This window comes from Methanofollis sp. W23, assembly GCF_017875325.1.
Taxonomy (GTDB): domain Archaea; phylum Halobacteriota; class Methanomicrobia; order Methanomicrobiales; family Methanofollaceae; genus Methanofollis.
On the sequence record NZ_JAGGMN010000001.1, the window covers coordinates 1933300 to 1959463 of the forward strand.

Annotated in this window: 17 protein-coding genes and 2 tRNA genes; 9 read left to right on the top strand and 10 right to left on the bottom strand. The window is 61.3% G+C overall.

Features of this window, described 5'->3' with window-relative positions; translation table 11 throughout:
• Positions 1-1015: 1015 nt before the first annotated feature.
• The 3 genes from J2129_RS08190 to J2129_RS08200 form a co-directional block, all read right to left on the bottom strand.
• Positions 1016-2356 carry a serine/threonine-protein kinase gene (locus tag J2129_RS08190; RefSeq protein WP_209630402.1) on the bottom strand — a complete coding sequence of 447 codons (1341 nt, stop codon included), beginning with the start codon at positions 2354-2356 and terminating at the stop codon, positions 1016-1018.
• A 15-nt stretch (positions 2357-2371) separates the two neighbouring features.
• The gene (locus J2129_RS08195; protein WP_209630403.1) at positions 2372-3160 is read right to left on the bottom strand and encodes an FHA domain-containing protein; all 789 of its coding nucleotides are present in this window, start codon (positions 3158-3160) and stop codon (positions 2372-2374) included.
• A 343-nt stretch (positions 3161-3503) separates the two neighbouring features.
• A complete protein-coding gene (locus J2129_RS08200) occupies positions 3504-4277 on the bottom strand; it encodes a TrmB family transcriptional regulator (protein ID WP_209630404.1) in 774 nt (257 codons plus the stop codon).
• Between the two features lie 436 nt (positions 4278-4713).
• Here J2129_RS08200 and J2129_RS08205 point away from each other — a divergent pair, with 436 nt between their 5' ends.
• Positions 4714-4911 carry a hypothetical protein gene (locus tag J2129_RS08205; protein ID WP_209630405.1) on the top strand — a complete coding sequence of 66 codons (198 nt, stop codon included), beginning with the start codon at positions 4714-4716 and terminating at the stop codon, positions 4909-4911.
• Positions 4912-4938: 27 nt separating this feature from the next.
• Positions 4939-7251 (top strand): RND family transporter, encoded by a 2313-nt coding sequence (locus J2129_RS08210; RefSeq protein WP_209630406.1) that lies wholly within the window; start codon positions 4939-4941, stop codon positions 7249-7251.
• 1024 nt (positions 7252-8275) lie between these two features.
• Here the strand turns inward: J2129_RS08210 and J2129_RS08215 are convergent.
• Positions 8276-8348: transfer RNA gene (locus J2129_RS08215), tRNA-His, on the bottom strand.
• 293 nt (positions 8349-8641) lie between these two features.
• Between J2129_RS08215 and infB the strand changes: the two genes are divergently transcribed.
• Complete coding sequence (gene infB / locus J2129_RS08220) at positions 8642-10453, top strand: translation initiation factor IF-2 (protein WP_209631300.1); 1812 nt, start codon at positions 8642-8644, stop codon at positions 10451-10453.
• Between the two features lie 72 nt (positions 10454-10525).
• Positions 10526-10933 (top strand): 30S ribosomal protein S6e, encoded by a 408-nt coding sequence (locus J2129_RS08225; RefSeq protein WP_209630407.1) that lies wholly within the window; start codon positions 10526-10528, stop codon positions 10931-10933.
• Between the two features lie 654 nt (positions 10934-11587).
• On the opposite strand, the gene J2129_RS08230 is transcribed toward J2129_RS08225, so the two are convergent.
• Positions 11588-12052 carry a DUF2240 family protein gene (locus J2129_RS08230; protein WP_209630408.1) on the bottom strand — a complete coding sequence of 155 codons (465 nt, stop codon included), beginning with the start codon at positions 12050-12052 and terminating at the stop codon, positions 11588-11590.
• Entirely contained in the window at positions 12049-12474 is a 426-nt protein-coding gene (locus J2129_RS08235) for a hypothetical protein (RefSeq protein ID WP_209630409.1), read from the bottom strand. Before J2129_RS08235 ends, J2129_RS08230 begins: the two co-directional genes overlap by 4 nt.
• 152 nt (positions 12475-12626) lie before the next feature.
• Here J2129_RS08235 and J2129_RS08240 point away from each other — a divergent pair, with 152 nt between their 5' ends.
• Positions 12627-12965: a DsrE family protein gene (locus J2129_RS08240; protein WP_209630410.1), complete on the top strand. Its 339-nt coding sequence runs from the start codon at positions 12627-12629 to the stop codon at positions 12963-12965.
• Between the two features lie 610 nt (positions 12966-13575).
• Here the strand turns inward: J2129_RS08240 and J2129_RS08245 are convergent.
• Together J2129_RS08245 and hypB are read right to left on the bottom strand one after the other, a co-directional pair.
• On the bottom strand, positions 13576-13953 hold the full coding sequence (locus J2129_RS08245) for a 30S ribosomal protein S8e (protein ID WP_209631301.1): 378 nt from the start codon (positions 13951-13953) through the stop codon (positions 13576-13578).
• 84 nt (positions 13954-14037) lie between these two features.
• Positions 14038-14685 carry a hydrogenase nickel incorporation protein HypB gene (gene hypB, locus J2129_RS08250; RefSeq protein WP_209630411.1) on the bottom strand — a complete coding sequence of 216 codons (648 nt, stop codon included), beginning with the start codon at positions 14683-14685 and terminating at the stop codon, positions 14038-14040.
• A gap of 54 nt (positions 14686-14739) precedes the next feature.
• Between hypB and J2129_RS08255 the strand changes: the two genes are divergently transcribed.
• The 4 genes from J2129_RS08255 (at position 14740) to J2129_RS08270 (ending at position 17234) form a co-directional block, all read left to right on the top strand.
• On the top strand, positions 14740-15018 hold the full coding sequence (locus J2129_RS08255; protein ID WP_209630412.1) for a signal recognition particle subunit SRP19/SEC65 family protein: 279 nt from the start codon (positions 14740-14742) through the stop codon (positions 15016-15018).
• Positions 15015-15671 (top strand): histidinol phosphate phosphatase domain-containing protein, encoded by a 657-nt coding sequence (locus J2129_RS08260; RefSeq protein WP_209630413.1) that lies wholly within the window; start codon positions 15015-15017, stop codon positions 15669-15671. Before J2129_RS08255 ends, J2129_RS08260 begins: the two co-directional genes overlap by 4 nt.
• A 328-nt stretch (positions 15672-15999) precedes the next feature.
• Positions 16000-17010, top strand: a complete 1011-nt coding sequence (locus J2129_RS08265) for a transcription initiation factor IIB (RefSeq protein ID WP_209630414.1) — start codon at positions 16000-16002, stop codon at positions 17008-17010.
• Between the two features lie 152 nt (positions 17011-17162).
• Positions 17163-17234 (top strand) — tRNA-Ala (locus tag J2129_RS08270).
• Between the two features lie 975 nt (positions 17235-18209).
• Here J2129_RS08270 and J2129_RS08275 read toward each other — a convergent pair.
• Both J2129_RS08275 and J2129_RS08280 read right to left on the bottom strand, forming a co-directional pair.
• Positions 18210-21443 carry a lectin like domain-containing protein gene (locus J2129_RS08275; protein ID WP_209630415.1) on the bottom strand — a complete coding sequence of 1078 codons (3234 nt, stop codon included), beginning with the start codon at positions 21441-21443 and terminating at the stop codon, positions 18210-18212.
• Between the two features lie 1070 nt (positions 21444-22513).
• A complete protein-coding gene (locus J2129_RS08280) occupies positions 22514-26053 on the bottom strand; it encodes a lectin like domain-containing protein (protein ID WP_209630416.1) in 3540 nt (1179 codons plus the stop codon).
• Positions 26054-26164 lie beyond the last annotated feature (111 nt).

Genomic DNA, 26164 nt, shown 5'->3' on the forward strand with positions numbered 1-26164 from the left:
CATCCGCCGCCTATCTTCGTATCCAGTTCCCTGTCGCAGAGAACAGTCAAGGAGCATATCCCAAAACTCTCTTGAGGTGAAGATCTCCTTGAACCGAAGTGCTTCCTTCCAGAAATTCAAAACGCTCTCCTCCACGGAGGGCGTGCCGCCCCCCTGAGCCTCCACTGATGAAGATTGGCGGAGGGGTGCGTTCCGTCTTCATGGTTTATTCTCTGCCTTCCCGAGCCAATCGCCATCGCGAAGGTCCGGGGGAGGCGATGAAGAATCCCTCCATCTCTCCCTCCTCGCGTCCATGATTTTCACCACCTGACCCCCTCACGATTGAGAGAGGAGGCGGAGAGAAGAGGCCTGAACCACGGAGTGCCGTCTTCGACTGAATCCAGACACCGAAGATGAATGGGAGGGATCAATACACTCTCCAGTCTTCAAGAGTAAGCCTCATGCCACCAGTAATCCTGAATGGGAATCCCAGAGTATTGACTCCAGAGATTGTTGATCAAGCCAAAATAGTGACAGCACCGCCATCGAATGAGACTCGCTCCCCGGGCATACGTGTTCTGTCTCCTCCAGAGAAGACACAAAAACACCCTGTGCTCGTCCATGCCCGGTAGAGTCGCCGAAAGGGTCGGGGTGTGGTGGTGTGTGGTGTCACAGACGTGGGTTACCAGGGCGTCATGACCCGTCCAGGCGGTGTCCCACCTGACCTGACCGGGCTTAGAAGGTGCCAATCGTCAGCACAGGGACAGTCTGAAACGGGACTCGCCCATACACACTCCCCTGAAGACAGGCTGCATGCAGCCAGCCATGGTGCCCGCCAGCACCAGACCATGCCGCAGCCGGCACAGGTGTCTTCAGGAGAATGCAGAGAGGGCGAAGGCCCCGATCCGTTTTTGGGTCCATGGTTCTTCTCCTCCCTTCCCCCCGGCACTCATACCAGGCGACTCCATAGAATAGGTCGCCATGAAAGGATATAACAAAACACGGTCCTGGCGGTTCGTACCCTGAACCGGGAAGTTCAGTATTCGACCGCATCAAGAGCGGCACAGAACTCCCCGGCCGACCCGAACCGCATGGCCGGATCCTTCTCCAGGCACCTGAGCACGATCCCATCGAAGGGGGCGAGGGCGGGGTCGACGCCCGAAGGCGGGCGGGGCGGGGTGTCGAGGACGGCGGCCGAGTATGCGCCCGGGCCCTCGTCGTCATAGGGGAAGGTCCCGGTGAGGAGGACGTAGAAGACGACGCCGACCTGGTAGAGATCGGTCCTCTCGTCGGGATGGCCGAAACGGGCCGGGGCGAGTTGTTCTGGGGCGGCGTAGTGGAGGGAGTAGCCAGGCGCCACCGTCTCGTCCCCCTCACCGAGGACCTTGCCGAGCCCCCAGTCGGCGATCTTCGGGGTGGCGTCGGCGGCAAGGAGGATGTTGCCGGGCTTGAGGTCGCGGTGGACGACCCCGCGGGCGTGGGCGTACGCAAGCCCGGCCGCGATCCCGCGGACAAGTTCGATCGCCCTGGCAGGGGGGAGCGGGGACGCAAGGTCGGCGAGGGTGCGCTCCAGGTACTCGGTCTCCACGTACGGGACCGGGAGGACATTGACCGCATAGACCCTCACGATATTGGGGTGGGCCAGACCCTGCCAGATGCTGATCTCGCGGAGAAAACACCGGCCTGTCGCCTCGTCCTGGCGGAGCGGGACTTTGACCGCGACGGTCTGGTCGTCGGCACGGCGGATCGCCCTGAAGACCCGGGCGGTGCCCCCGCTCCCGACCGCCACGACCCCGGTATATTTCTCGCCCAGCGCCTGCGGGAATCCAGACTCTGTCTCGATGTCAGGCGGAACGACGACGGTCGTCTCCTCGGTTGCTCCCGGAGGAGGAGGGGGGAAAGGGGCCTGCTCTCGCCGGCGGGCATAGACGACCCCGCCGAGGGTGGCGGCAGAGACGAGGAGGGCGGCCGCCGAGAGAACGAGGGGCGAGAAGAGATCGGTCTCAACGGCGGCATCAGGAGTCTCCTGCGCCTCGACCGTTTCCAGGGACGTGGAAGAGGGGGAAGGAGTGAACTCAGGGACCAGGGTCTCGGTGGGAGGAACTAATGTGGGCACAGAAGTGGGCTCAGGGGTCGGGGCCTCAGTGGTGGACGGCGGTGTCGGAGCAGGAGTCGGCACCTCAGGCGCAGGCTCGGTCTTCTGCTGCCCTGGCGCATGGGCCAGGCCAGGGGGGGCGTCCTGGCCGTGGCCACGATTGTTCGTGTCCTTTGCGGCGGCATGGTCGGGCGGCACCGCCGCCGCAGAGACCGTGAGGGCCAACACGACGAGGAGGACAAGACCCCATCGCACCACCGCGCCTCTCTTCTCAGACCACATCAGGACCCCACCCGCTCAGTCGTGTTCTCCCCCGGACGGCGGGAGCGTGAAGATGAGGCGGGCGCCCTGCGGCCCGCGGGCAAGGTCGATGAGGTCGCCGTCCTCAAGAAGACGGCGTTCGTGCCTGCGGAGAGGGACGGCGTTCACCTGCGTCCCGCCCGTGCTCTCGCAGTCCTCGACCTGCCAGGCACCGCCGGCGGCCATCACCAGGCGGCAGTGCGGGCGGGAGACGCGGGTGACCGCGGTGTAGCCCGGGGAGAGCACAAGCGCTTCGACACCAGACGGGAGGGGTGCGGTGTCCTCCCTGCCGACGGCATACTGCCGCCCCTCAAGAGAGAAGACCCTGCCGTCGTCAGGCCCGCCGACGACCAGGAGGAGGGGCACCCCGCCGAAGAACGTCGACGAGACCTGGTCCCTCATCTCCTGCAGCCTGAGCGAGACCCCCTGGGCGTCGGCGGCGATCCCCAGGTTCCCGAAGAGGGCGAGGTTCTGGACCACCCGTTCGAGGCCGCCAGGGACCAGGGAATATTTCCAGACCGGGTGCACGCCGGTCGCCGTCTCGCCGGAGATCCCGGCCTCTTTGGTGACCAGGCCGGCAAGAAGAAGGCGGTCGAGATGTTTTCTGGTATTCTCGTAACTGGTCCCGACCACACGGGAGAGCGACCTGGCGTCCTTTGCCCCCCCAGCGATGGACTGCAGGATCCGCAGGCGTGCCGGACTCCCGAGGACGTCGAGGTAGTCAGAGAGTTCTTCGAGGAAGTCGGGATCGGCGCCTGAGAGCATGGTGCGGTCGCCCTCTGTCATGAAGGAATATGGGGAGGCATGGTAGATAACCCGTACGGTCCCGCAGTTCTGGCAATGAGAGAGGAGAGAGCACCTTCAGAGCAGGTACTTCTCCTCTTTCATCCATGAAGACTCGGATCGGATTTGAAGCATACTTCATACCCGATTCAACCAGGACCGGGAAGGCACAATCAGTGGACTTGAAGAGAGATACCATCCGCCACCTATCGCTCGCGGGGGGATCGGGGGGCGACCAAACCCCGCCAGAGGAAGACATCCTGAGGGTTTCTACAGAGCCAAAAAAAGAGAATATTGTTCGGATACACTTCATTTCATCCGAACGATGAACATACGATCATGCATCTCAGTGTATATCCCGGGAACCAGAGCAATTGATCTCCCCCTTCACCCAGCCGGCCAGCGAGCGCTGGATATACCTTGCCAGCGGGATGTCTGACCCGATCACCGCATAGCGTTCAGAACCCGTCCCCCCGATATAGATGAAATCTTTCTCGTCGACAAAGATGACACACTCCATGTCGGCCCCATCGTTTCTCATGTGTTGATCATCGAGTAAACCGGCAACAATACCGCTTGCCACATAGATCGGGAGATCGATCCCGGCATAGGCGCCGGCGTCGCGGACGATGATCGCGAGATCGATCCGCCGGTCAAACGCCCTGAGGGCCCTGAGGTGCCGTTGCAAGAACGCAGGAGTATGACAGAGGATGGTCATCTGATCCTTCGTCTTCCTGAAGAGTGAATTGAGGTGATTCTCGATCGCCCACTCGCTCTTCAGCAGGATCACTGGATCAGGGGAAGGAGGCCGGGGGAACGAGACCGCATGGATCGCCTCGCGCGTCTCCTCCAGAGAGCAGATATAGTCCTCCTTCAGGCGGTCGATCACCTGGTCGGGGTCAAGGAGATAGAAGACGGTGGGGGTCCCTTCCATCACACCGATAAAACCTCGGCGCACAAGGTCGTGGAGGATCTCGTAGATCCGGCCCCTCGGGACTGTGCTCACCTCATGGATGTCCCGTGCGGTCGCCTTCCTCAGACCGACCAGGGCGGCATAGACCTTTGCCTCATATTCATTGAGCCCAAGGTGGCGGAGAAGTGGGACGAGTGTATCGGCCATTGCTCCTCTGTTGGGTTGCAACAAGAGTAATAATTTCCGAAGAGGACAGGAACATGCGACGCAGCAGTGGGAAAGGAGACGCAGATCCCGTCAGATCAGGCCCTGACGCGCCGCCGGGATCCTGAGATGACGGGACAGGTCTGATTCTGGCTCTATTTTGCCGCGATTTTACCTGAAACTCCACAGAGTTGCACCAATACTATATGATATGATTGCTGAAAGGTGAGAGGAAAGATGACATGAACCCCCCCACCTCGCAGGCCAGGGGCACACACCGGCCGCGAATCCGCCTCGATCCATGGCTCTGGATCGTGGGGATTCTGGAACAGGAGAGGCAGCCACGTCACAGATCTGGATTGAAAACTGATTTTTGCCTCCGCCGGTCTGCCGGGAAGCAGTGGAACTCCTTCACCATCTTACGATAGATGATGAGACCGTGGAAGGAGACGGCATCGCCCTTGTCATCGGGATCGCCATGCGAGCCCTGAGACTCCCGGAAAGCAGGTTTCATATCGCCGACATTCAAAAAATCGAGGACACCGCCATCGAATACGGTGTTGCGATCGCAGGCAGAGATGCCAGCGCAATCGCTCGTGACGTGACGGCGATGATCATCGCCGACTACGACCAGTGACCCACCACACCCACGGAAAATCACACCATGAAACGACTCTACGTCCTCCTTGCGGAGGCCATCAACACTCGTCCCTTCGCCGTGCTCGGCATTGCCGCCGCCGTCTTCATGCTCGCCCTCTTCGGCCTCTCGATGGTGGGTATGGAGACCGGGGACGACACGTACATCGACAAGACCACTCCCAGAGGCGCCACCCTCGCCCATTACGCCGACACCTACGGTTCGGACGCCATCATGCTCATCTTCGAGAGCGACGACGTCACCGATCCCGAGGTGCTCGCGTACATCGAGAGTCTTGAAGACGACATCAGGACCGAGCAGTACGTCGACCAGGTCTCTGGCATCCCAGACCTGATGAAAGAGGCGAACGGCGGGGTCATGCCCGTGTCACGAGGGGAGGTGAATGCCGTCCTGGCGCAGGCGCCGTCCGGCACCCTCGACCGCTACCTCCCGTCCATGCTCATGACCATCGTCAGCATCACCATCGAACCAGGGGTGGCGAGCAGTGTCCAGGAGCAGGTGCTCGACAATGTCAGGACCGTCATCGAGATCTCTGAACCCCCCGCGGGGGTCGCGGTCACGGTCTCTGGGAGCCCGGCGTTCTCGCAGGAGATGGGAGAGGAGATGGGGCAGTCGATGGGGATGCTCATTCTCGCGGCGATGCTCCTGATGGTGCTTGCCGTCACCTTCCTCTTCTCCCATGTCCGCTACCGCCTCCTCCCGGTCTTTATCGTAGGGACCGGCCTGATCTTCACCTTCGGGTTCATGGGGCTTGCCGGGATCCCGATCAGCATGACGGTCATCGGCGCCTTCCCGGTGCTCATCGGGATCGGGATCGACTATGCGATCCAGTTCCATTCGCGGTTCGACGAGGAGCGACGGCATACTTCCATCCCTGAAGCAGTGTCGGCGACGGTCACCAGGGCGGGACCCTCAGTGCTCATCGCCATGGTGGCGACCTCCATCGGGTTCATCGCCATGTTCGTCTCCCCGGTCCCGATGGTCGCCGACTTCGGGGTCACCTGCACCATCGGCGTCGTCTCCTGTTACCTGGCGGCGCTGATCGTCGTCCCGGTCTTCGGGACTATCATGAAATACCGGCCACGAGAGGGAGGCGGGAAACTCGACGACGTTGAAGCCTGCGAACTCGACTGGGAGGGGTGCGAGGAGGAACCGACGCATGCCGCGGGGTCGCGCGGCTCGTTCATCGAGCGCTACAACCGTCTCCTCGGGAAGAGCGCGTACTGGATCGCGAAAAACCCGGTCCCGGTCCTGCTGATCTTCGGGCTGGTCGCCTTTACCGGGATCTACCTGGACCAGGACGTCCCGATCAATGCCGACGAGGAGACTTTCGTCCCGCAGGACATGCCGGCCCTCCAGGACATGAAGAAGGTGACGCGGACGATGGGTTCGACGAACACGGTCCCGATCATCGTGACCGGCGACGATGTGCTCGGCATGGATACTCTCGGCTGGATCGACGAGTTCGGGGCCTACGAGTTGCGGACCAACGACAAGGTCACCGGGGTCACGAGCATCGCCACCCTGGTGCGGCAGTATAACGGCGGCGTCCTCCCGTCGACCGAGAGCGAGGTCGAGAGAGTGCTTGCCGGGATCCCTGAGGAGACGAAGGAGCGCTACCTCAACGGCGGGATGGAGGCGGTGATGGAGTTCTCCACCGTGGACATGGAGATGGACGTGGCCAGGTCGATGATCAAGAACGTGGAAAAGGACGTCGAGTGGATGGAGGCCCCGCCAGGGACCCATGCCAGGGTGACCGGCGGCATCGAGATGTTCGCCTCGCTGATGGACGACATCGCTCACTCAAAGACGATGATGGTGCTTGCAGGGTTCATCTTCATCCTTGTCTTCCTCCTCCTGGTCTACCGGAAGGCGAACGCCGTCACGCCTCTCATCCCGATCATCATGATCGTCGGGTGGAATGGGGCGATCATGTACTTCCTGGGCCTCGACTACACCCCGATGACCGCCACCCTCGGGTCGATGACCATCGGGGTGGCCTCTGAGTATACGATCCTGATCATGGAGCGGTGCGAGGAGGAACTTGCCAGGGGCCTCGATATCTACGAGGCGATCCAGACGAGCGTGCAGAAGATCGGGACCGCGGTCACGGTCTCGGGGATGACCACGGTCTTCGGGTTCTCGGCGCTGACTCTCTCGGCCTTCAATATCATCTCGAACTTCGGGATCGTGACGGTGATCACCGTCGGGTTCTCGCTGGTGGGAGCGATCCTGGTGATGCCGGCGGTCCTCTCGCTGATGTACCGCGTCACCCACCGCCGGGACGGCGAGGGGCGGCGGGCGGCACCGGCGGCGTAGGTGAATTACGGTTCTGGAGAGACCCTCATCTATTCCTGATGTGAGCGTGACTCAACCTCCTTTCCCATCATCTCACCAGGGGCCCTCCCCCCGGACCCCCGGGACCACGATGAGGACGGGAAGGCAGAATCGACGACCATGACGAGTGTGGTGCCGCCCTCGCCCTATCGTGTGGTGGGGGGTCCGGGGGGTGCACCCTCCAAGCGCGATCGAGGGAAAAGAGGCACATGATCAGAAGCCCCCTCCGACCTATCTATGAGGGTTTCTACAGAGCCGGGGTTTCGGCTTTGTAGAAATCATCTTGATGGTTCTCTTTGCCAGGGGGGCGGACTGCAACCCCCTCTCCGTGGTCATCTCTCCGCCTTCCCGACCTTATCTTTATCCCAGAGCCCTGGGGCCATGCCCCCGGCGTGAGCATGAGGGAAGGCGATGGATGAAGGTCACAGGGGGGTTGTGGTGATGAAAAGAGGATGTTTTGGCCATGTAGAATCTGGCATGAGTCGAGAGCACGCCTCAGGCATATGGGATGAAACTATCATCTCAAATTTGATCAATTCTTGACCCTCATCCTTTTACGAACAAGGAGTGATCGAAGTCGAGCATCATGCCGCCCCTCGGCTCTCTTCGTCGTGGGGGGTCCGAGGATGAAGATTGGGCCGGGAAGGCATATTCGAACTCCCTGAATAGGGATTGCCGCCCCCGACCTATCGTGGTGCGGGGGGTTCGGGAGGCGGACCAGAGTTCGCACTTTTCATGGAGATATTTTTTCTGGGCGACCGAGAGGAACCCCGCAGGATCCGCCAGTCGGCGAACCCCTTTCTCTCGCCACTTCAAGAGAAGAGAGGGAAGACAAGATCAGAAGAGCCGACGAGAGAATTCATTCTCAGGAGTCAGACTCCCATCGAGAGTGAGATCAGACCAGAAAAAAATCTGAATAATCGCTCTAAACCGACAGTATGCCAATCATCACACCCTGACAAAACACCGCCTCCGCTCACCCCACGAAGACAACACAAAAGAAAGAGGCCGGGGCCGAGATTTGAACCCGGGTCGGGGGATCCACAATCCCCTAGGATGACCGACTACCCTACCCCGGCAAAAGGCTTCTACTATATTGTATCCCACCACACATTAACCTATCGGCATATTCTGGCATTCAGGGGACGAGGGCCCCGTATCCTGTGCCGGTGCAAGAGGGCGGGTGAGCATTAATAGGGGGAAGCACCTTAATATAGTCAAAATCCCGATACCCTGGATAGACGGGAGTTTCGCGAGCGCATAAGGACGGTACCGGCCCTTCAGACCAGAATTACCAGAACCGTTGCCGGCCGCCACCCCATAAAGCGGGGAGCGTTGACTACACCAGCGTGTGAAAGGGGGCATGGAACCAATGGGCAAGAAGAAAAAAAAGCAATCAAAAAAGAGCGAAGGACCAAAGATCAGGACGCCGATCGTCTGCGTCCTCGGGCACGTCGACCATGGCAAGACCTCACTCCTTGACTGGATCCGCGGCTCCTCGGTGACCAACGGCGAGGCCGGGGCGATCACCCAGCATATCGGGGCGACGGTCGTCCCCCTGGACGCCATCCAGAAGATGAGCGGTGCGTTTGAAAAACTGCAGATCAACGTCCCGGGCCTGCTCTTCATCGACACTCCCGGCCACCACGCCTTCACCACCCTCCGCGCCCGCGGCGGCGCCCTCGCCGACATGGCCATCCTCGTCGTCGACATCAACGAAGGCTTCCAGCCGCAGACCATCGAGGCCCTTGAGATCCTCAGGGCCTGCCGCACCCCCTTTGTCGTGGCCGCCACCAAGATCGACCGGATCCACGGGTGGCGGGTGAACACCAACGCACCCTTCAGGAAGACCTTCGAGGCCCAGGGCGACCGCGTCAAGATGGACCTGGAAAACAAGACCTACGAGTTGATCGGCACCCTCTCTGAGAAAGGCTTCAACTGCGAACGCTTCGACCGGGTCTCAGACTTTGCCAGGAACATCGCGATCGTCCCCCTCTCAGGGGTCACCGGAGAGGGGGTGCCCGACCTCCTCATGATGCTCATCGGACTTGCCCAGCGCTACCTCACCGAGGCGCTCGAGGTCGAGGTCGACGGCCCAGGGGCAGGGACCGTCCTTGAGGTAAAGGAGGAGCGCGGCCTTGGGATGACCCTTGACGTCATCCTCTATGACGGCACCCTTGCGGTCGGTGACGAGATCGCGGTCGCCTCCTCTGACGGCGTGATCAACACCAAGGTCCGCTCCCTCCTCAAGCCCAGGCCCATGTCCGAGATCCTGGTCGAGGAGAAGTTCGAACGGGTCAAGTCGGTCACCGCCGCCGCGGGGATCAAGGTCGCCGCCCCCAGACTCGACACCGTCATCTCAGGTTCCCCGATACGGGCCATCCCCAGCGCCGACGAGATCGACGAGGTCAACGAAGAGGTCCGCCGCGAGGTCGAGGAGATCCATGTCACCCTCTCAGACGAAGGGATCTTTATCAAGGCCGACACCATCGGCGCACTTGAAGCCCTGGCCAAAGAACTCGAAGGGCACGGGATCCAGATCATGAAGGCCGAGGTCGGCCCGGTCAACAGGCACGACCTTATCGAGGTCGAGACGATCAAGGACCCCTTGAACGCCGTGCTCCTTGCCTTCAACACCCCCATCCTCCCAGACGCCCTCGACATCCTCAAACAACCGACCTGCAAGGTCTCGATCTTCCCAGGCGACGTCATCTACCAGCTCATCGACGACTACACCGAATGGGCCGAGGAACAGAAACGCAAGATCGAAGCGGCACGCTTTGAGCGGATCATCCTGCCGGCAAAGATTCGGATCCTGGAAGGCTGCATCTTCAGGCAGAGCAACCCCGCGGTGGTCGGGGTCAGGGTGCTCGGCGGAAAACTGCGGAGCGGCGTGCGGTTGATGCGCAAGGACACCAAAGGGATCGGAACCGTCAAGACCATCCAGGTCGAGCAGGAAAATGTCCCGGTGGCAGACGAGGGGGCCGAGGTCGCGGTCGCGATCGAAGGCGCCACTGTCGGGCGGCAGATCAACGAAAACGACGAGTTGTATGTCTATATCCCGGAAAATCACGTAAAAGTACTTGAAACAGAGATGCTCTCCAACCTGAACCCAGGGACACGCGAGGTGCTCGAGGAGTATACCACGATCCGGAGGAAGGACAACCCCTTCTGGGGGAAGTAGTATTTAATAATGGTATCATCCAATTTTATAGACACGTTCTGATAGTATCAGGATGAGAAGGAGTCAGAGATAATGGTCGATTTCAAGGTTGTCGTTTCAGACAAAAAGGCGGGCCGCGCCTACAATATTGAGGCCAGCGGGGCTGCTGCCTCCGGGTTTGTCGGGAAGAAGATCGGCGACGAGGTGGACGGCGCACCTCTCGGGCTTGCAGGCTACACCCTCCAGATCTCAGGCGGCTCTGACAAGACCGGGATCGCCGCCAGAAAAGACCTGCCAGGCGTTGGCCGCAGGCGGATCCTCCTCTCGGAGGGCTTCGGGTTCCATCCTGAACTCGACGGCGAGCGGCGCAGGAAGACGATCCGGGGCAGCGAGATCACCCAGGACTTCGTCCAGATCAACACGATCGTCATGGCATATGGCGCCCAGACGCTCGAGGAGATCTTCGGGAAGCCTGAGGAAGAAGCAGCCGCAGAAGAGTAAAAATACTTTTATTTTGGGTTGAAAGGGGCGGCGCGGGACGGGTGCACTCCTGAGGGGGCAGGAGTACGCCTCTTTTGTACGGCGCAAAGCCCCCCCTTCTGAACACAGGAACACAAGAGGCGACCGGAGGGTAGGTCCCCAAGGATCTCTCCAGAGTGTGCTCCTGAAGCGATTTTCAGGACTCGAACAAAACGCTTCCTTCCAGAAATTCTGAATCATGTCCTCCATCGTCCATCAGGATACTCTCGTGCGGCGAGCACCTGCCTCCAGGGTCATCCCAACACTCTCCCGCCCCCCCCTCCCAGACGAGCGCAATTGATGTGATGGAGATATCCTCCCCTTTTCGTTGTGCACCCGTGCATTCGTGCCTTCCCACACCACTGCGCCGGGGGGCGAGTGCCGCCCGCACCCCCGGGATGGCGATGGGGGCGGGAAGGCAGAACGATGGTCGTGAAGACGGGATGCGATCCCCTACCAATCTTCATCGGCGGGGGGTCAGGGGGGCGGCCAGCCCCCCGGTGGAGGGAAGGATTCTGAATTTCAGGAAGGAAAGACTCCGGTTCAAGGCGATGGTCGGGCTTCAGGAGTTGTGGGATATGCCCTCCACCAAAAAAAGTGCAGAGAAAAAAGTGTGACCATCAATCTCTCAGGAGGTCATCTTCCTCCCACCACGCTCTCCCTGATCTCGGGCAGGAGGTCATGCCACTCCACCCCGTACCGGCGGGCGAGCAGGACGGCGGCGGCACCGGCCCTGAGCGTGCCGCCGAACTCCTCGTCGATCACCTGGTTCATCTCTGCCGCCACCTCATTGGGTTCGAGACCCTGCACCCCGGCGATCCGCTCGATGAGGTCGTGACAGGGATCCGGAGCATCCAGTACTTCGGGACCGGGTTTGAACCCCAGCGGGATCGTCACCGCCGAGACCTCGAAGAGGGGGGAGACGACTCCTTCCTCCACCTTCACCAGGGCCTTTGTCTCGGCAAGGTGCAGGACGGCATTGGCCTGGTCGACATTCATCCATTTCCGATCAAGGGCAAGGAAAAATACAAACTGGTTCTGTTCCATCTCCGCCCTGTGCATCTGCTTGAATGGGGCCGCCACTGTGATCTCAAGCGTCATTCACAGGTACCCCTGAGGAGATCGCGTACGTCAAGGGCATCAAGCGACCCGGCCGTCCCTTCTTTAACGACAAAGACCTCTGACTGCGGGCCGCGGTCGACGACCCTGAGCAGAAAGACATTTTCAGAGACCGGCACTCGCCCTTCTGGACGGAGAAGAGTCTCGTGGACCGAGAACCTGAAGTCCGCCGACTCGGTCACCATGTCCTCGATCCCGGAGAGGAGATCGACCGGGAGAAAGTGGGTGTGGTCGTCGGCGATCTCAAGGATGATATGATGTTTGAAGAGGTTCCCGTCCTCCCGCCGGTTGGTATGAGTGCGGTGAAGGGCGGCAATGGCCCTGATCGCCTGCGGGAATGGGACCATAAGCGAAAAATTCAGGTCAAAACGGGTAGGGAAGCGGTAGTACACTCTGCGCATCATAGACGTATGTGCACGGGGATCTGATAACTTCTGCTGATCGTCCCGGGCGCGAAGGAGGGCGGGATGAGGTTTTCTGTGCAATGGTCCGACACCTCTATGGGGGAGGGGAGAGAGGGGAGCACACCGCCAGGGTGCGGAGGAGACGATGAAAGATGAAGAAATGGCAGGCCGTCTTCCACCTGACCGAGGCAGGGAAGGGCGAGCGGACCGTACAGAACGTGACGCACCTCATAGAAGAGTGGGGGGACGAGGTCGCCGTCGAGGTTGTGGCAAATGGCGACGGGATTAAGTCCCTGCTCATGACCGGGCCGTACGGCGATCAGGTCCGTGACCTTGCCGGTGCAGGGGTGCGTTTTGCGGTCTGTGCCAGGAGCGCACGGGCCCTGGGGTTCACGCGGGAGGACTTCCCGCGGGTCGTGGCCTTCGTGCCTTCTGGCGTCGGCGAGATCGTGCGGAGAGAGGCAGAGGGATACGCGTACATCAGGCCGTGAACGAGCGACTTCAAAGAACGCAAAGACTCTCACCAGTCTGTGGTGCGGGCATGACCTGGCCGCCTTCCCTCTCATAGGCACGCGGGGGAGACCCCGGCGTATCGTGTTGACAGGGGGGTCCGGGGGGCGGCACGCCCCCTGCTGATGAAGATAGGTGGAGGACTGGGTCCGGTCTTCACGATCATCGCTCTGCCTCTCCGCCCCATTCGCCATCCTGGAGGTCCGGGGGGCACTCGCCCCCGGCATGGCGTTACAGGAAGGCACATCGATCAGAAGGCCACCTCCACCCGCAGGACTGTCCCCGCCGTCTCGCGCCATGGGAGGTCCCACGATGAAGATGAAGACGCGAGGGAACAAAGACCTCACCGAACTTCTGTATTAAAATTGAATGATCCAACAACAGAAACTATTCATCTCGTATCTGTGAGGCGCGATCTCGCCTCATGCCAAACTCCACAAAGCCGCGAAATGAATCTCCCGGACTCACAGGTGCCAGGAGCACACCAGGAAGACAGGAAGAACAGATCTCTCCCCCCCGTTCGGTCCTGCGTGATGGAACTCAGAGGGAGAAATCCCTGTGATACATTCCAGGAACGCAGGAAAAAAAGAGTTACTCGATCAGCACGGCGTTGACCACGCCGTCCTGACCAGGGCGACTCCGGACACGGGCCCGCCCTATTTCAGTTTTGATGATCGCACCCTTGGTGAGGAGGTTCCGGCGGACGTAGTTGATATCTGCCGGATTCTCTTCCACGTCCTGGATAGCGACCTTCTTTGTTTCACCAGACGCAGGATTTGAGACGGACGCAAAGTCGACACGGAGTGCCCGGACCTTTGTCTCGCCACCGCGAACCCTGACGCTGCGGTTTCTCTTCTCCCCGATGTGGGTCTCGGCCGGAGCCCGGCCGCGCTGATAACGCCGTTTCCCGACTGCCGGGTGGTTCCTCCCACCGGTGAGGCGCCGGACGGATCTACCTTGCCACTGTATACTATCACCTCAGATTATCTTCTGTGAGACCAGAATCCCATAGAGAGTGCTATATATATTCAGGCTCTCTGTATTTATTTCTGATCAATCCAGAATGGCATCAAGGAGGGCTTCCATCCCTTCGCCAGTCTTCATGTTTGTCCGGAAGATCTGCATCTCAGGGTTGTACCGGCGGATGTCGGCCTCCATCCGGTCCATGTCGCACCCGACCAGGGGGGCGAGGTCGACCTTGTTGATCACCGCAATCGAACAACACCTGAACATCATCGGGTGCTTGTTCACGACGTCGTCGCCCTCGGTGCAGGAGACGACCACGATCCGCTTCTCGGCACCAAGAGCAAAGTCGGTGGGACAGACCATGTTGCCCACGTTCTCGATGAAGAGGATGTCGACCTTGTCAAGATCGAGGTGTTCGAGGGCATGTTCCACGAGATGGGCGTCCAGATGGCACTCGGTGCCGGTGTTGGCATTGACGGCCGGGATGCCGAGGGACACGACCCGTTTGAAGTCGTCGTCGCCATAGACGTCGCCGGCGACTGCGCCGGCATTCAAGCCCCGCGCGTTCAGGAGAGGGGCAAGACGTTCGATGAGCGAGGTCTTGCCCGACCCGATCGCACCAAGGAGGTCAAAACCCCTGACCCCATGGTCCTTGAGGTGGGCGGCATTCGCCGCGGCGAGACGGTCGTTCGCCGCATACACATCCTTCTCGATCTGGACATCAATGTGGTGCATACATTGAGTATAGAACGTGAGTCCTATATAGATTCACTATCTACCTAAACAGTCATGGAACATGTCTGCGTCCTCTATCCATGCTATTTTCATGCCGGTCTGAGGCGGGCCCAAGGGAGGCGTGTCCCGCTGGACCTTGCGGTCAGCGACCCAAGCCTTGCCGACCTCAAGACCGCCCTCAAGAAGTGCGGGTGTTCTTCCTTCAAGACCGAGGAGAAGCATCACCCGGCCTACTGGCACAGGCGCGAGGGCCGGGTCGTCGTCGAGTATGAAGGCCCCAAGCGCGAACTGGTCAGGAAGGTGGCGCGGGCCCTTGAGGTGAAGAAAAAATGAGCGGGCTGTACGACCTGCACACCCACACCACGCTCAGCGACGGGGACCTCCTCCCGATCGAACTGGTACGGCGGCTCTCGGTCCTCGGCTACGAGGTCGTCGGGATCGCCGACCATGTCGACTGCTCAAATATTCGATCGGTCGTCGAGACGACGGCCTGTCTCAGGGAGAGCGCCGCGCGCTATGGGGTCAGGCTCCTCTGCGGGGTGGAGATCACCCATGTCCCGCCCGAGGAGATCGCCGGCCTTGCCGCCCGTGCGAAAGACGAGGGCGCGGACCTGGTGGTGGTCCATGGCGAGACGACGGTCGAACCGGTGGCACCGGGGACCGATCATGCGGCCTGCGCCTGTCCTGAGGTCGATGTCCTCGGCCACCCCGGGTTTATCACGCCCGAAGATGCACACCTTGCCGCAGAGAACAGAGTCGCTCTGGAGATCACGGCGCGGGCCGGGCATAACCGGACAAATGGGTATGTGGCGATGGTCGCGAGGGAGGCGGGGTGCATGATGGTCGTGGACTCTGATGCCCATGCGCCCTCGGACTTGATGACTGCAGAGGAGAGAATGGCTGTTGCTCGCGGTGCGGGGCTTACAGAGGAGGAGTGCCGGAGATCAGCATCTATAAATATTGTTTCGGATTTACTCGGAATTTAATCACTATTTATACTTTTTCGAAACGTTTAAATACTGACGAAACCCATTTATATACATCACTCCATATCAAGCGGAGTTTTGCCGAGGTTACTCTATTGAAACTTCTGGGCACCACAGTTAAGATTTGCGGTTCTCGTCTTCTGATCATCAGATGCGACGCCGCCAGGCTCCCCCGCCTCCATGGCGACGTATTCAATAGGCGCCTCAGACCGATCGGGAGAGTTGTGGATATATTCGGCAACGTCTCCTCGCCTTATGCGGCGGTCTTCTGCCGGGGAGGCCATACTCCACGCACAGGCGAGAAACTCTATACAAAAGGTGATGGGAAATGGCAGAAATCGAGAAACTAAAGATGCTTCAGAGCGAGCGTGAGGCCCTCAAGAAGAGGGTGCGCACGCCGGTCAGGGAAAAACAGGTCAAACGTGAGGCAACAAGCGAGACGGTCTGCCCGGAGTGCGGCAGCCGTCAGCTCGTCCACGACTATGAAAGGGCCGAACTGGTCTGCAAGAACTGCGGTCTGGTCCTCGACGAAGAGTTCATCGACCGCGGGCCAGAGTGGCGGGCCTTCGACCACGATCAGCGGGTGAAGCGGTCGCGTGTCGGCGCACCGATGACCTTCACGATCCACGACAAGGGTCTCTCGACGATGATCGACTGGAGGAACCGCGACTCGTACGGTCGTGCGATCTCCTCGAAGAACCGGGCGCAGTTGTACCGTCTGCGCAAATGGCAGCGGCGGATCCGGGTCTCGAACGCCACCGAGCGGAACCTCGCCTTCGCACTCTCCGAACTGGACCGGATGGCCTCGGCCCTTGGTCTGCCACGGAACGTGCGCGAGACGGCGGCGGTCATCTACCGTGATGCGGTGGACAAGAACCTCATCAGGGGCAGGTCGATTGAAGGCGTGGCGGCGGCTGCACTCTATGCGGCGTGCCGGCAGTGCTCGGTCCCGAGGACGCTCGACGAGATCGCCGAGGTCTCCAGGGTCTCGAGGAAGGAGATCGGACGGACGTACCGGTTCATCTCCCGCGAACTGGGGCTCAAGCTCCTGCCGACCTCGCCGATCGACTATGTGCCGCGGTTCTGCTCTGGTCTCAACCTGAAGGGCGAGGTACAGAGCCGTGCAGTCGAGATCCTCAGGCAGGCCGGCGAGCGCGAACTCACGAGCGGCCGTGGGCCGACCGGGGTCGCGGCAGCGGCGATCTACATCTCGTCCATCCTCTCAGGGGAGCGGCGGACCCAGCGCGAGGTCGCCGAGGTGGCGGGCGTCACCGAGGTGACGATCCGGAACCGGTACAAGGAACTGGCAGAGAAACTGGATATCGAGATCATTCTCTGATCTTTTTTTTCTCACCTGGCGTTTGCGCGCCCTCCTGCTCGATGACTCATCTCCCACAGGGAGGGGCGCCGGCGACGAGAGATTCATCAGGAACAGATATAAAGGAACAGGGGCAACAGTACCTGGCAGGATCAGGCACTGATCCCGTGCACGGGCTCGTAGATCAGGGGAAGATCGCGTCGTTCGCAACGACGAGGCCGCGGGTTCAAATCCCGCCGGGTCCATTCCTTTTGAAGATTTTTCTGGAGAAGAGCGTGAGCGCTCTGTCAAACCGAATTTTTCGTGTCAGGGAATTGAAGACGGCAGGAGAGGCACCCCTCCACCCGGAATAAATGAGGGATTCTACAAAACCTCACGTGTTTCGATTCCGCTTTCCCGGACCTATCACAATCCGGGGATCCCGGGAGCGGCGACCGGAGGAGAGTTGAGAATATTTGGCTGTGTAAAAATCTCTATATGGCTATCTCTGGCGGGGGGCTTAGCCGCCCCCGTCGAGAGACCATAGGAAGGCGGATGACACATATTCTCTCCATGAGGTCATCCAAAACTCTCCTGCCCTCATCCTCACCGGTGAAGAGCGATGGATGACAATGAAGAGGTCCCCTGCGTTTTCATCGCGCACCCATGCATTCGTCGCCTTCCCCCTCGCCCCCGCCGGGGATGGCGATGGGGACGGGAAGGCGGGGTAAAGATCATGAAGACAGGACGCACCCCTCCGCCACTCTTCATCGACAGGGGGTACGGGAGGCGGCACGCCCCTCCATGGAGGAGAGCGTGTAGAATTTCTGGATGGAAGCACTTCAGTTCAAGACGATGGTCGGGCCTCAGGGAGTTCTGGGATATGCTCTTTTCAAGACTGGAGACTTCAGTGGAAGCCTCATTCAATTCGTCGCCCCCACGATCCTCTCCATGGAGGACCTGGAGGTGCAACCCCCGGGTGCAAGATAGGAGTGAAAGTTCGACGATCGAGAGCGGGCTATCACCCTGAGGAAATTTTCTCCTCCACATCGTAAGAGATAATCTCCAGGTCCTCCCCTGGCCCTGAGAGGGGAGTGGAAGAAGGTTCTTGAGCAGGGTCTCATTCAAGAACATGCTGCCACCCTGCCCCCAGCTTCGTCGTGGGGGGTCTGGCGGGGTGGGGTCTCCCCCGGCCAGAGAGAGCCATACAGAGATTCTACAAAGCCCAAAAAAGAAGAGCTTCACCTCCTCCTTCCAGAGAGGAGGAGGAGGGCAAGCCCGGCCGCAAGGCAGGGGATCACGAATCCGATCGGGGTCGCCTGCGGGGTGGCGGCCGCACCAGGGGACGCGGCCCTGTCAGGGCCTGCCTCTCCAACCGCCCCAGACGGAGCAGGAGACCCCTCTCCCTGCGGCGCCTCTGCCACGGCGATCGCAAAGTACGAGAATCCAGGGGTCTTTGCCGTGTAATAGGCATTCGAGTTCTCTTGCTTCGCACACGTCGTCTTCAGGGAGTCCCAGGCACCGTCATGATACCTGAGGAGGACGACCTCCCCGGTGCCGACGCCCTGCGCCTCGATCCAGGCGAGCGGCACGGCAAAAGAGATCGTGGCGCCCGCGACCTCGTCGTCGGTGATCTGGGAGAGCGTGATCTCGTCATACTCGTAGACCGCGGCTCCAGGCGGGGCGATGTCCGCGGGCAGGTCGGTCTTCTTGGCCGCTACCCTGACCCCGCCAAGGTCGCCGGCCGCGGTCAGGCCGACCGCAGAGACTGCGGTCCCGCCCTTCACCTCGTACGAGGCCTCGTTGAGGGGTTCGGTCTGGCCCATGGGGCGATAGGGCTGAGGGGACGGGGCGGCGCTATGGCCGCCGCCACCACCACCGCCCCCGCCGCCGCCTCCACCCGAGGGGGATGCAGGTTTCGGGGTGGGCGCAGGGGTCGGGGTCGGCGTGGGCGGGACGACCTCCACCAGGTAGTGGTCGGCCGACTCGGTCAGGGGGGAAGTGTCGTTGAGGCCCCCGATCAGGTACGGGGTCTCCCCGATCCCGTCGCCGTCGGTGTCGGTGCCGGCATAGTCGCCCCAGGAGTTGCCGAGGAAATGAGTGTACGAGGTGCCGTTATAGCGGTACAGGACCGGCGCCGTGGAGTTGAGGGCGACCTCCCCCTGGAGGGCGAGGTGGCCGGCGGTGTTGTTTGCAAAGGTGTTGTGCCAGAGGACGGTGTCGCCCTGACTCGCCGCCGCAAGGGACGCCCCCACATGGTTGTCGGTGATGACCGACCCGGTGAGCGTGACGCCGGTCGAGTTGAAGACTGCAAGCCCGACATAATTGCCCGAGAGGGTGAGGTCCTCGGCGGTGATGTTCTGGCACCCCGCAAGGAAGACCATGCCGGCATCTGTGGGCACCACCTCGTCATGCCGTCCGGCCCAGACATAGACCGGTCTGCCGTCGACGGTGTTGGTCTCGTCGATCATGACCGAACCCTCATGGCCGGCGGCCGGGGCGAACCTGAGGTTCCACTGGTTTTCGGCCATCGTGTTCCCGGAGAGCGTGCCGCCCTTCACCGCGCTGAGGTTCAGGCCGGCACCGGCATTCCCGAGCGCCGTGCACCCGGTCAGGGTATACTCTTCCAGGGAGGTGACCGCGATCCCGTCGCCGCTGCACCCGGTGACATTCACGCCCGCGAGCACGGCATGCTCGCCGGTGACCAGGGCGCCGTCGGCACCATGGACAAGGGTGAGGTCCCTGACCGTGACATTGGTGCCGGTCAGGGTGAGCACGTCCCCGCCCTCGCCGACAATGACGGTCCCGCCGCTCCCGACAAGGGTGAGCGGACGGTCGATGACGATGTTCTCATGATAAGTCCCATTTCTGACAAGGACCACCCCGCCGGGATCGGCGGCGTCGACTGCCTCCTGAATGGTGGCGTAGTCGTCGGGGACGCTGACGGGATCGCGCGTGAAGCCCTTGATACAGAGGTTGGTGTCAGAGAAGATCGTGGTCAGGTCGGTCCAGTCTTCCCCGTCGGTGCTCACAAGACTCTCGCCAGGGTGGGCGGCGGCGCCACTCGAATACCCTGCAATCGGCCTCTCGGCGATGAGGGGGTAAGGGTCGGTCTGGGCGCTGACCCTGAGCGTCACCGAGAAGGTCTGACCTGGAGCGAGGGGGACCGGGGCGCCGAGGGGGATGGTGTGATAGCCCGGAAGCGCCATCGTCCCGACCGCGGCATCGACCTCTCTGGTGGCGTCACCGTCGTGGAGGGAGACGGTGACCTCGTACGCGGTGCCGGGCTCGCGGGTGTAGACGCCCACCGCCTCCAGGGATTCATAGCGTTCGGCGGTGAAGACATTCCTGCCGTACATCGTCGTCGAGGTGCCGGTGCCGATGCTGGTGGTCCATCCCAGGGAATCATACTGGTAGAGGTGGTCATAGGTGCCGACGGGTTCGCCGGTGAAGAGCACGGCCGCGGTCGCACGGCCTGTACCGATATATGTGTTCTCAGGATGCTGGAAGCGCCCGATACTCCGGTCATAGTAGGAGAGGTAGAGGTAGCCGTCGTCCCCTGTCGAGGTGCCCCAGGAGTTTTTCACGATGAAGGCGCCGTCGCCCGGCGGGGTCTCGACGAAGTTTGCCGCCGGGTAGGCGTCGTCCCATCCGACCAGGAGGACGCCATGGCCGCCGTCGAGTTTGGCGGTGCTGTTCTCGGGCAGGTAGTAGGTGGTGGCGTTCGGGCTGAAGCAGGTGTAGTTTACCAGGAATCCGGCATAGAGTCCACCCTCGTCTTTGATCGTCGTCTTGATCAGGTCGTTGTCGAGGGGACCGTCCCGCGGCGGGAGGAAGGTGACGTTCTGCACCTGCATCGCCGACGCAAGGCCAGTGGGAGAGTCTGGAGAGGGGTTCGGGAGGAGGTAGGGGTCGTCGGACTCGTTCACCGGCCCCGACCATCTCGCAAGGTAGGCGGTCGCCATGAAGGCGTTGCCGCCGTCACAGGGGCCGCCATCAAACCCGTGGGTGTTCTTCAGGTTGTTCTCTGAGAAGTCCCATTCGCCAAGGCCGTCGGTGAGGAGCGCCGACTCCAGGGAACCAAGCGAGCCGAAGGCCCAGCAGGCCCCGCACTTGCCCTGGTCTTTCACCGGGGTGAGGCGTCCCTCGTCGGCGAGGTTGAAATACGACTCGGCCGGGGGGTCGGCGGGCAGGGCGGCGGCGCCCTCGGACCAGACCGGGGTACCGGGCGCGGGGACCAACGTATTCAGGGAGATGGGATAGGTGTTCTCTGGCGTTTCAGGGGCGGCCGCAGCCGCAAAAAGTTCCGGCACCTCAACAGGTGCCGTCTCCTGCTCATCCATATACCTGACAAAATCCGGGTTCAATGGTGCGACCTCAATATCAAGGGCCGCTGTCCCCTGCATGCCGCCAAGGGCGAGGCAGAGGGAGAGGAGGAGTATGATCGGCAGGTGCTGGTTGGTCATGGTGCTCATCTCCGGCACATTCATAAAAAGGAAAAAATAGGGTAAAAAATCGTCCGAGATTGGCGAAAAATAATATTTCCACAATAAAGGCGCACAATTGACAGTATAAAAAAACAGTAACTTCCATATAGTACATTCCCAGAATACACCGACATTCAACCCCGCCCCGCACCAAGCCCAGACAGGAGACGAAACAGGGCCGCTGGCGGAACCACGGAGAGGGGGCATGACACCGTTCGTTTCTGCCCATTTACTCTGCCTGGAAAAAATAGCGCCCCGAACGCACCCATGGAAAAAAGAGATCAGACCTGGCGCGCCGTCTCGCTTCAGTGCGTGGAGGATAGAGAAAGTTCCTTCTCTCAAGATCTCTTCTGCCCGATCAAATCCGCCGCCCCTGACCGCATGAAGATAACGGCCCTGGAGAATCCCCCACACGAGTGAGGGGGGAGGGATAGGGGAAGGCGAGAGAATCACGCTCACACTAAGAATTAGTGAAGGTTTCTACAAAGCCGAATTTTCGGCTCTGTAGAATTTTTCATGAGGCGAGCACCCGCCTCACGCATACGTGATGAAAATATCATCTCAGAACTGGATCGATTCTTGACCCTCATCCGTGCGTTCGAGGAGCGAATCGAAGTCGAGCATCATGCCACCCCCTGGCTATCTTCGTCCCCGGGGGGTCCGGGGGTGCAACCCCCCAGCGCGAGATGGCAGGGGAATCTCGTCGATGGGGGCGGCCGACCCATCAGAAGAATTTTCTATCCTCTGCGTATTGGCTTCAACGTGATATGGCGAGTTCAAATTCTCATACAAACCTTAAGAGAGGATCGTCAGGATCATTTTCATGGTAAACCCTTTTGATAGTTCTCTCTGGCGGGGGGACTTGGCCGCCCCCCGAACCCCCCGCCACACGATAGGTCGAGGACGGCAACATTCCCCTTATGGTCATCTATTCTGCCTTCCCAACCTTATCGTGGTCCCGGGGGTCCGGGGGCAGCGCCCCCGGCCAAAGAGGCGGGAAGGCGGGTGACACACGTCTCACCCACACAAGAGGCGAGGGGTTCTACAGAGCCGAATTTTCACCTCTTCCTTATGAGGAGGGCGGCAAGAGCGGCCGCAAGGCAGGGGATGAAGCCTGCGACCGGGGTCGCCTGCGACGGGATAGGGACCGCAGGGGTTGGGGTCGCACCTGCGGCCGCAGGGCCCGGCACATCCTCGGCCACGGCGATCGCAAAGTACGAGAACCCCGGGGTCTCCGCCGCATAGTAGGCGGTCCTGTTCTCTTCCTTCACGCACGTCGTCTTCAGGGGCGTCCAGGTGTCGTCATGATACCTGAAGAGGACGATGTCGTCGGTTCGGGCGCCCTGTGCCTCGATCCACTCGAGGGGCACGGCGAAGTTGAGGTCGGCAACGCGAAGGGCGGGACCGGCGGCATCAGAGAGGGTGACCTCGTCGTACTCGTAGACCGCGGTCGCGGGCGGGACGACCCCCGCAGGCAGGGCCGTCTCCTCGACGGTCACCCTGACCCCGGCGAGGGCGGCATCCTGGGCGGTCAGGTCGACCTCGAAGATCGCGGCCTGGCCTTCTGTCCTGTACGAGGCCTCATGGAGCGGGGCGGGGGACGGCGAGGAGGAGGAGACATAGTGGACCCTGTGATGAGGGGGGGCAGGCCGCGGCTTCGGCGTCGGGGTCGGGGTGGGCGGGACAAACCCTACCTGGTAGTGGTCGGCCGACTCGATCAAAGGAGAGGTGTCGTTGAGCCCCCCGATGGAATACGCGGTCTCGCCGATCCCGTCGCCGTCGGTATCGGTGCCGGCATAGTCGTCCCAGAAGTTGCCGAGGACGTGCGTGTAATAGGCCCCGTCATAGCGGTACGAGACCGGGACCGTGGAGTTGAGGGCGACCTCACCCTGGAGGGAGAGGTGGCCGGCGGTGTTGTTCGCAAAGGTGTTGTGCCAGAGGACGGTGTCGCCCTGACTCGCCGCCGCAACGAACGCCCCCACCTGGTTGTCGGCGATGACCGACCCGGTGACGGTCGTCGCCGTGCAGTTGAGAGAGGAGAGTCCAGAGTAGTCGTTGCCCACGAAGGCGGAGGCATTGACCGAGAGGCCGTCAGACCCCATGCAGTACGCCCCTGCATAGTTCCTGGTGGCCGTGACATTCTCGACGCTGACGTCGGTCGAGTTGAAGACGACGAGTCCGACATAGTTGCCTGCAAGGGTGAGGTCTTCTGCGGTGATGTGCTGGCACCTGATCAGGTACGCCATGCCGGCGTCGGCGGGCACGGCCGCGTCATGCCGGTTACTCCAGACATAGACCGGTTTGCCGTCGACGGTGTTGGTCTCGTCCACCGCGACCGTCTCCTCATACCCTGGCACAGGGACGAAGCAGAGGTTCCACCGGTTTTCTGCCATCGTGTTCCCGGAGACCTCACCATATCTCACCATATAGAGGTCCAGGCCGGTCCCCCCGTTTCCGGTGGCGGTGCAGTTCTGCACCATCATAGCGTCGACTGAGTCGAGAGCGATCCCGTCCCGGCCATTTTCGGTGGCATTGACGCCAGAGCACAGGACCCTGGTGGACCCTGAGACTGCGATCCCGTCGTCGCCGTTTGCCAGGAGGTCGGAGTGGAAGATGCCGGTCCAGTCGGTTTCATTGACCACGATACCAGACTGTCCTGAGTCGCGGACCTGGGCCCTGAGGATAGAGGTCCGCACCGCCCCTTCGAGGGCGATCCCGTCGCCGCTGCACCCGGCGACGTTCAGGTCCATGAGCGTGGTGTTCTCGCCGGTGACCTGGACCCCGTCGCCGCCGTTGGTGAGCGATATCCCCCAGACCGTGATGTTGTCCGCGGCGAGGGTGAGCGCGGTCATGCCGCCCCCGTCGATGACGGCGTCAGGGGTGCCGGCAAGGGTGAGGGAGTGGTCGACCACGACGTTCTCAAGGTAGGTGCCGTCTTCGATGAGGACCATCTGCCCTGGCAGGGCGGCGTCGACTGCCTCCTGGATGGTGGCGTAGTCGTCGGGGACGCGGAGGGGATCGCGCGTGATGCCCTTGATGCAGAGGTTGGTGTCAGAGATGAAATCGGTCAGGTCGGCCCATTCCACTCCGTCAAGGCTCACAAAACTCTCGCCCGGGTGGGCGGTGGCGTTGCTGGAGTAGCCCTCGACCGACTTCTCGACGACGAGAGGGTGAGTGTCGGTCGGGGCGGTGACCCTGAGCGTCACCGAGAACTCCTGGCCGGGAACGAGGGGCACCGGCGTCTCGAAGGGGAGGGTGTGGTAACCAGGGAGCGCCATCGTCCCGTTCACGGTGTAGCCCAGGAGCGACATGCTCCCCTGCATGAGGTGGACGTTGACCTCGTACTCCGTGCCTGGTTCGCGGGTGTAGAAACTCACCGCATGCAGGTCCTCGTAGCGTTCGGCGGTGAAGACGTTCCTGCCATATATCGTGGTCGAGGTGCCGGTGCCGATGCTGTCGGTCCAGCCAAGGGGGTCGTGCTGGTAGAGGTGGTCGTAGGTGCCGACGGGATCGCCGGTGAAGAGCACGGTCGCTTCGTCGTCGCCGATATACGCGGTCGTCTGGTCATAGAAGCGCCCGATACTCCGGTCATAGTATGAGAGGTAGAGGTAGCCGTCGTCCCCTATCGAGGTGCCCCAGGAATTTTTGGCGATGAAGGCGCCGTCGCCAGGCGGGGCCTCGACGAAGTTTGCCGACGGGTAGGCGTCGTCCCACCCGACCAGGAGGACGCCATGGCCGCCGTCGAGTTTTACCGTGCTGTTCTCAGGGAGATAGTAGGTGGTGGCGTTCGGGCCGAAGCAGGTGTAGTTCACCAGGAACCCGGCATAGAGTCCGCCGTCATTTTTGATCGTCGTCTTGATCAGGTCGTTGTCAAGGGGGCCGGCACGCGGCGGGAGGAAGGTGACGTTCTGCACCTGCATCACCGGTGAAAGTCCTGTAGGCGAGTCGGAAGAGGGGACCGGGAGGAGGTAGGGGTCGTCGGACTCGTTCACCGGCCCAGACCATCTGGCAAGGTAGGCGGTCGCCATGAAGGCGTTGCCGCCGTCGCAGGGGCCCCAGTCGAAGCCGTGGGTGTTTTTCAGGTTGTTCTCAGAGAGGTTCCATTCGCCAAGGCCGTCGGTGAGGAGCGCCGACTCAAGCGAGCCAAGGGAGGCGAAGGTCCAGCAGGCCCCGCACTTGCCCTGGTCTTTCACCGGGGTGAGGCGTCCCTCGTCGGCGAGGTTGAAATACGACTCGGCCGGGGGGTCGGCGGTGAGGGCGGCGGCGTCCTCGGACCAGACGAGGGTGGCGGGCGAGGGGAGGAGGCCGGTGCAGGGGCGGAGGGTCTCGTTCTCAGGGACAACTGCACTGAGGAGCATCTCGCCGTTCGTCATATCTCGCGCTTCCTGGTACTGGAGGAAGGCGGGGTTGAGGGGTGCGGCCTCCAAGCCAGGGACCGCACCGGGGGTCATGGTGGGGTCGGGACCGTGGGAGGAGAGTGTTCCATCTGAAGAGAGGACGAAGCCCGGGTCCAGGGAGGCTGCGGCGCCCGGGATGGCAAGGAGGGCAAGTGCCACCCAGACGAGCAGGATAGGAATCGGTCGTTGCGGGAGGGTCATGGATCTCATCTCGTGTACAAAAAAGCACAAACCAGGTAAAAACCGTCCGGTTTAGAGAATACATAAAATATATGGGATATATCCATGATAGAGAGCCATCACAAAAACGGA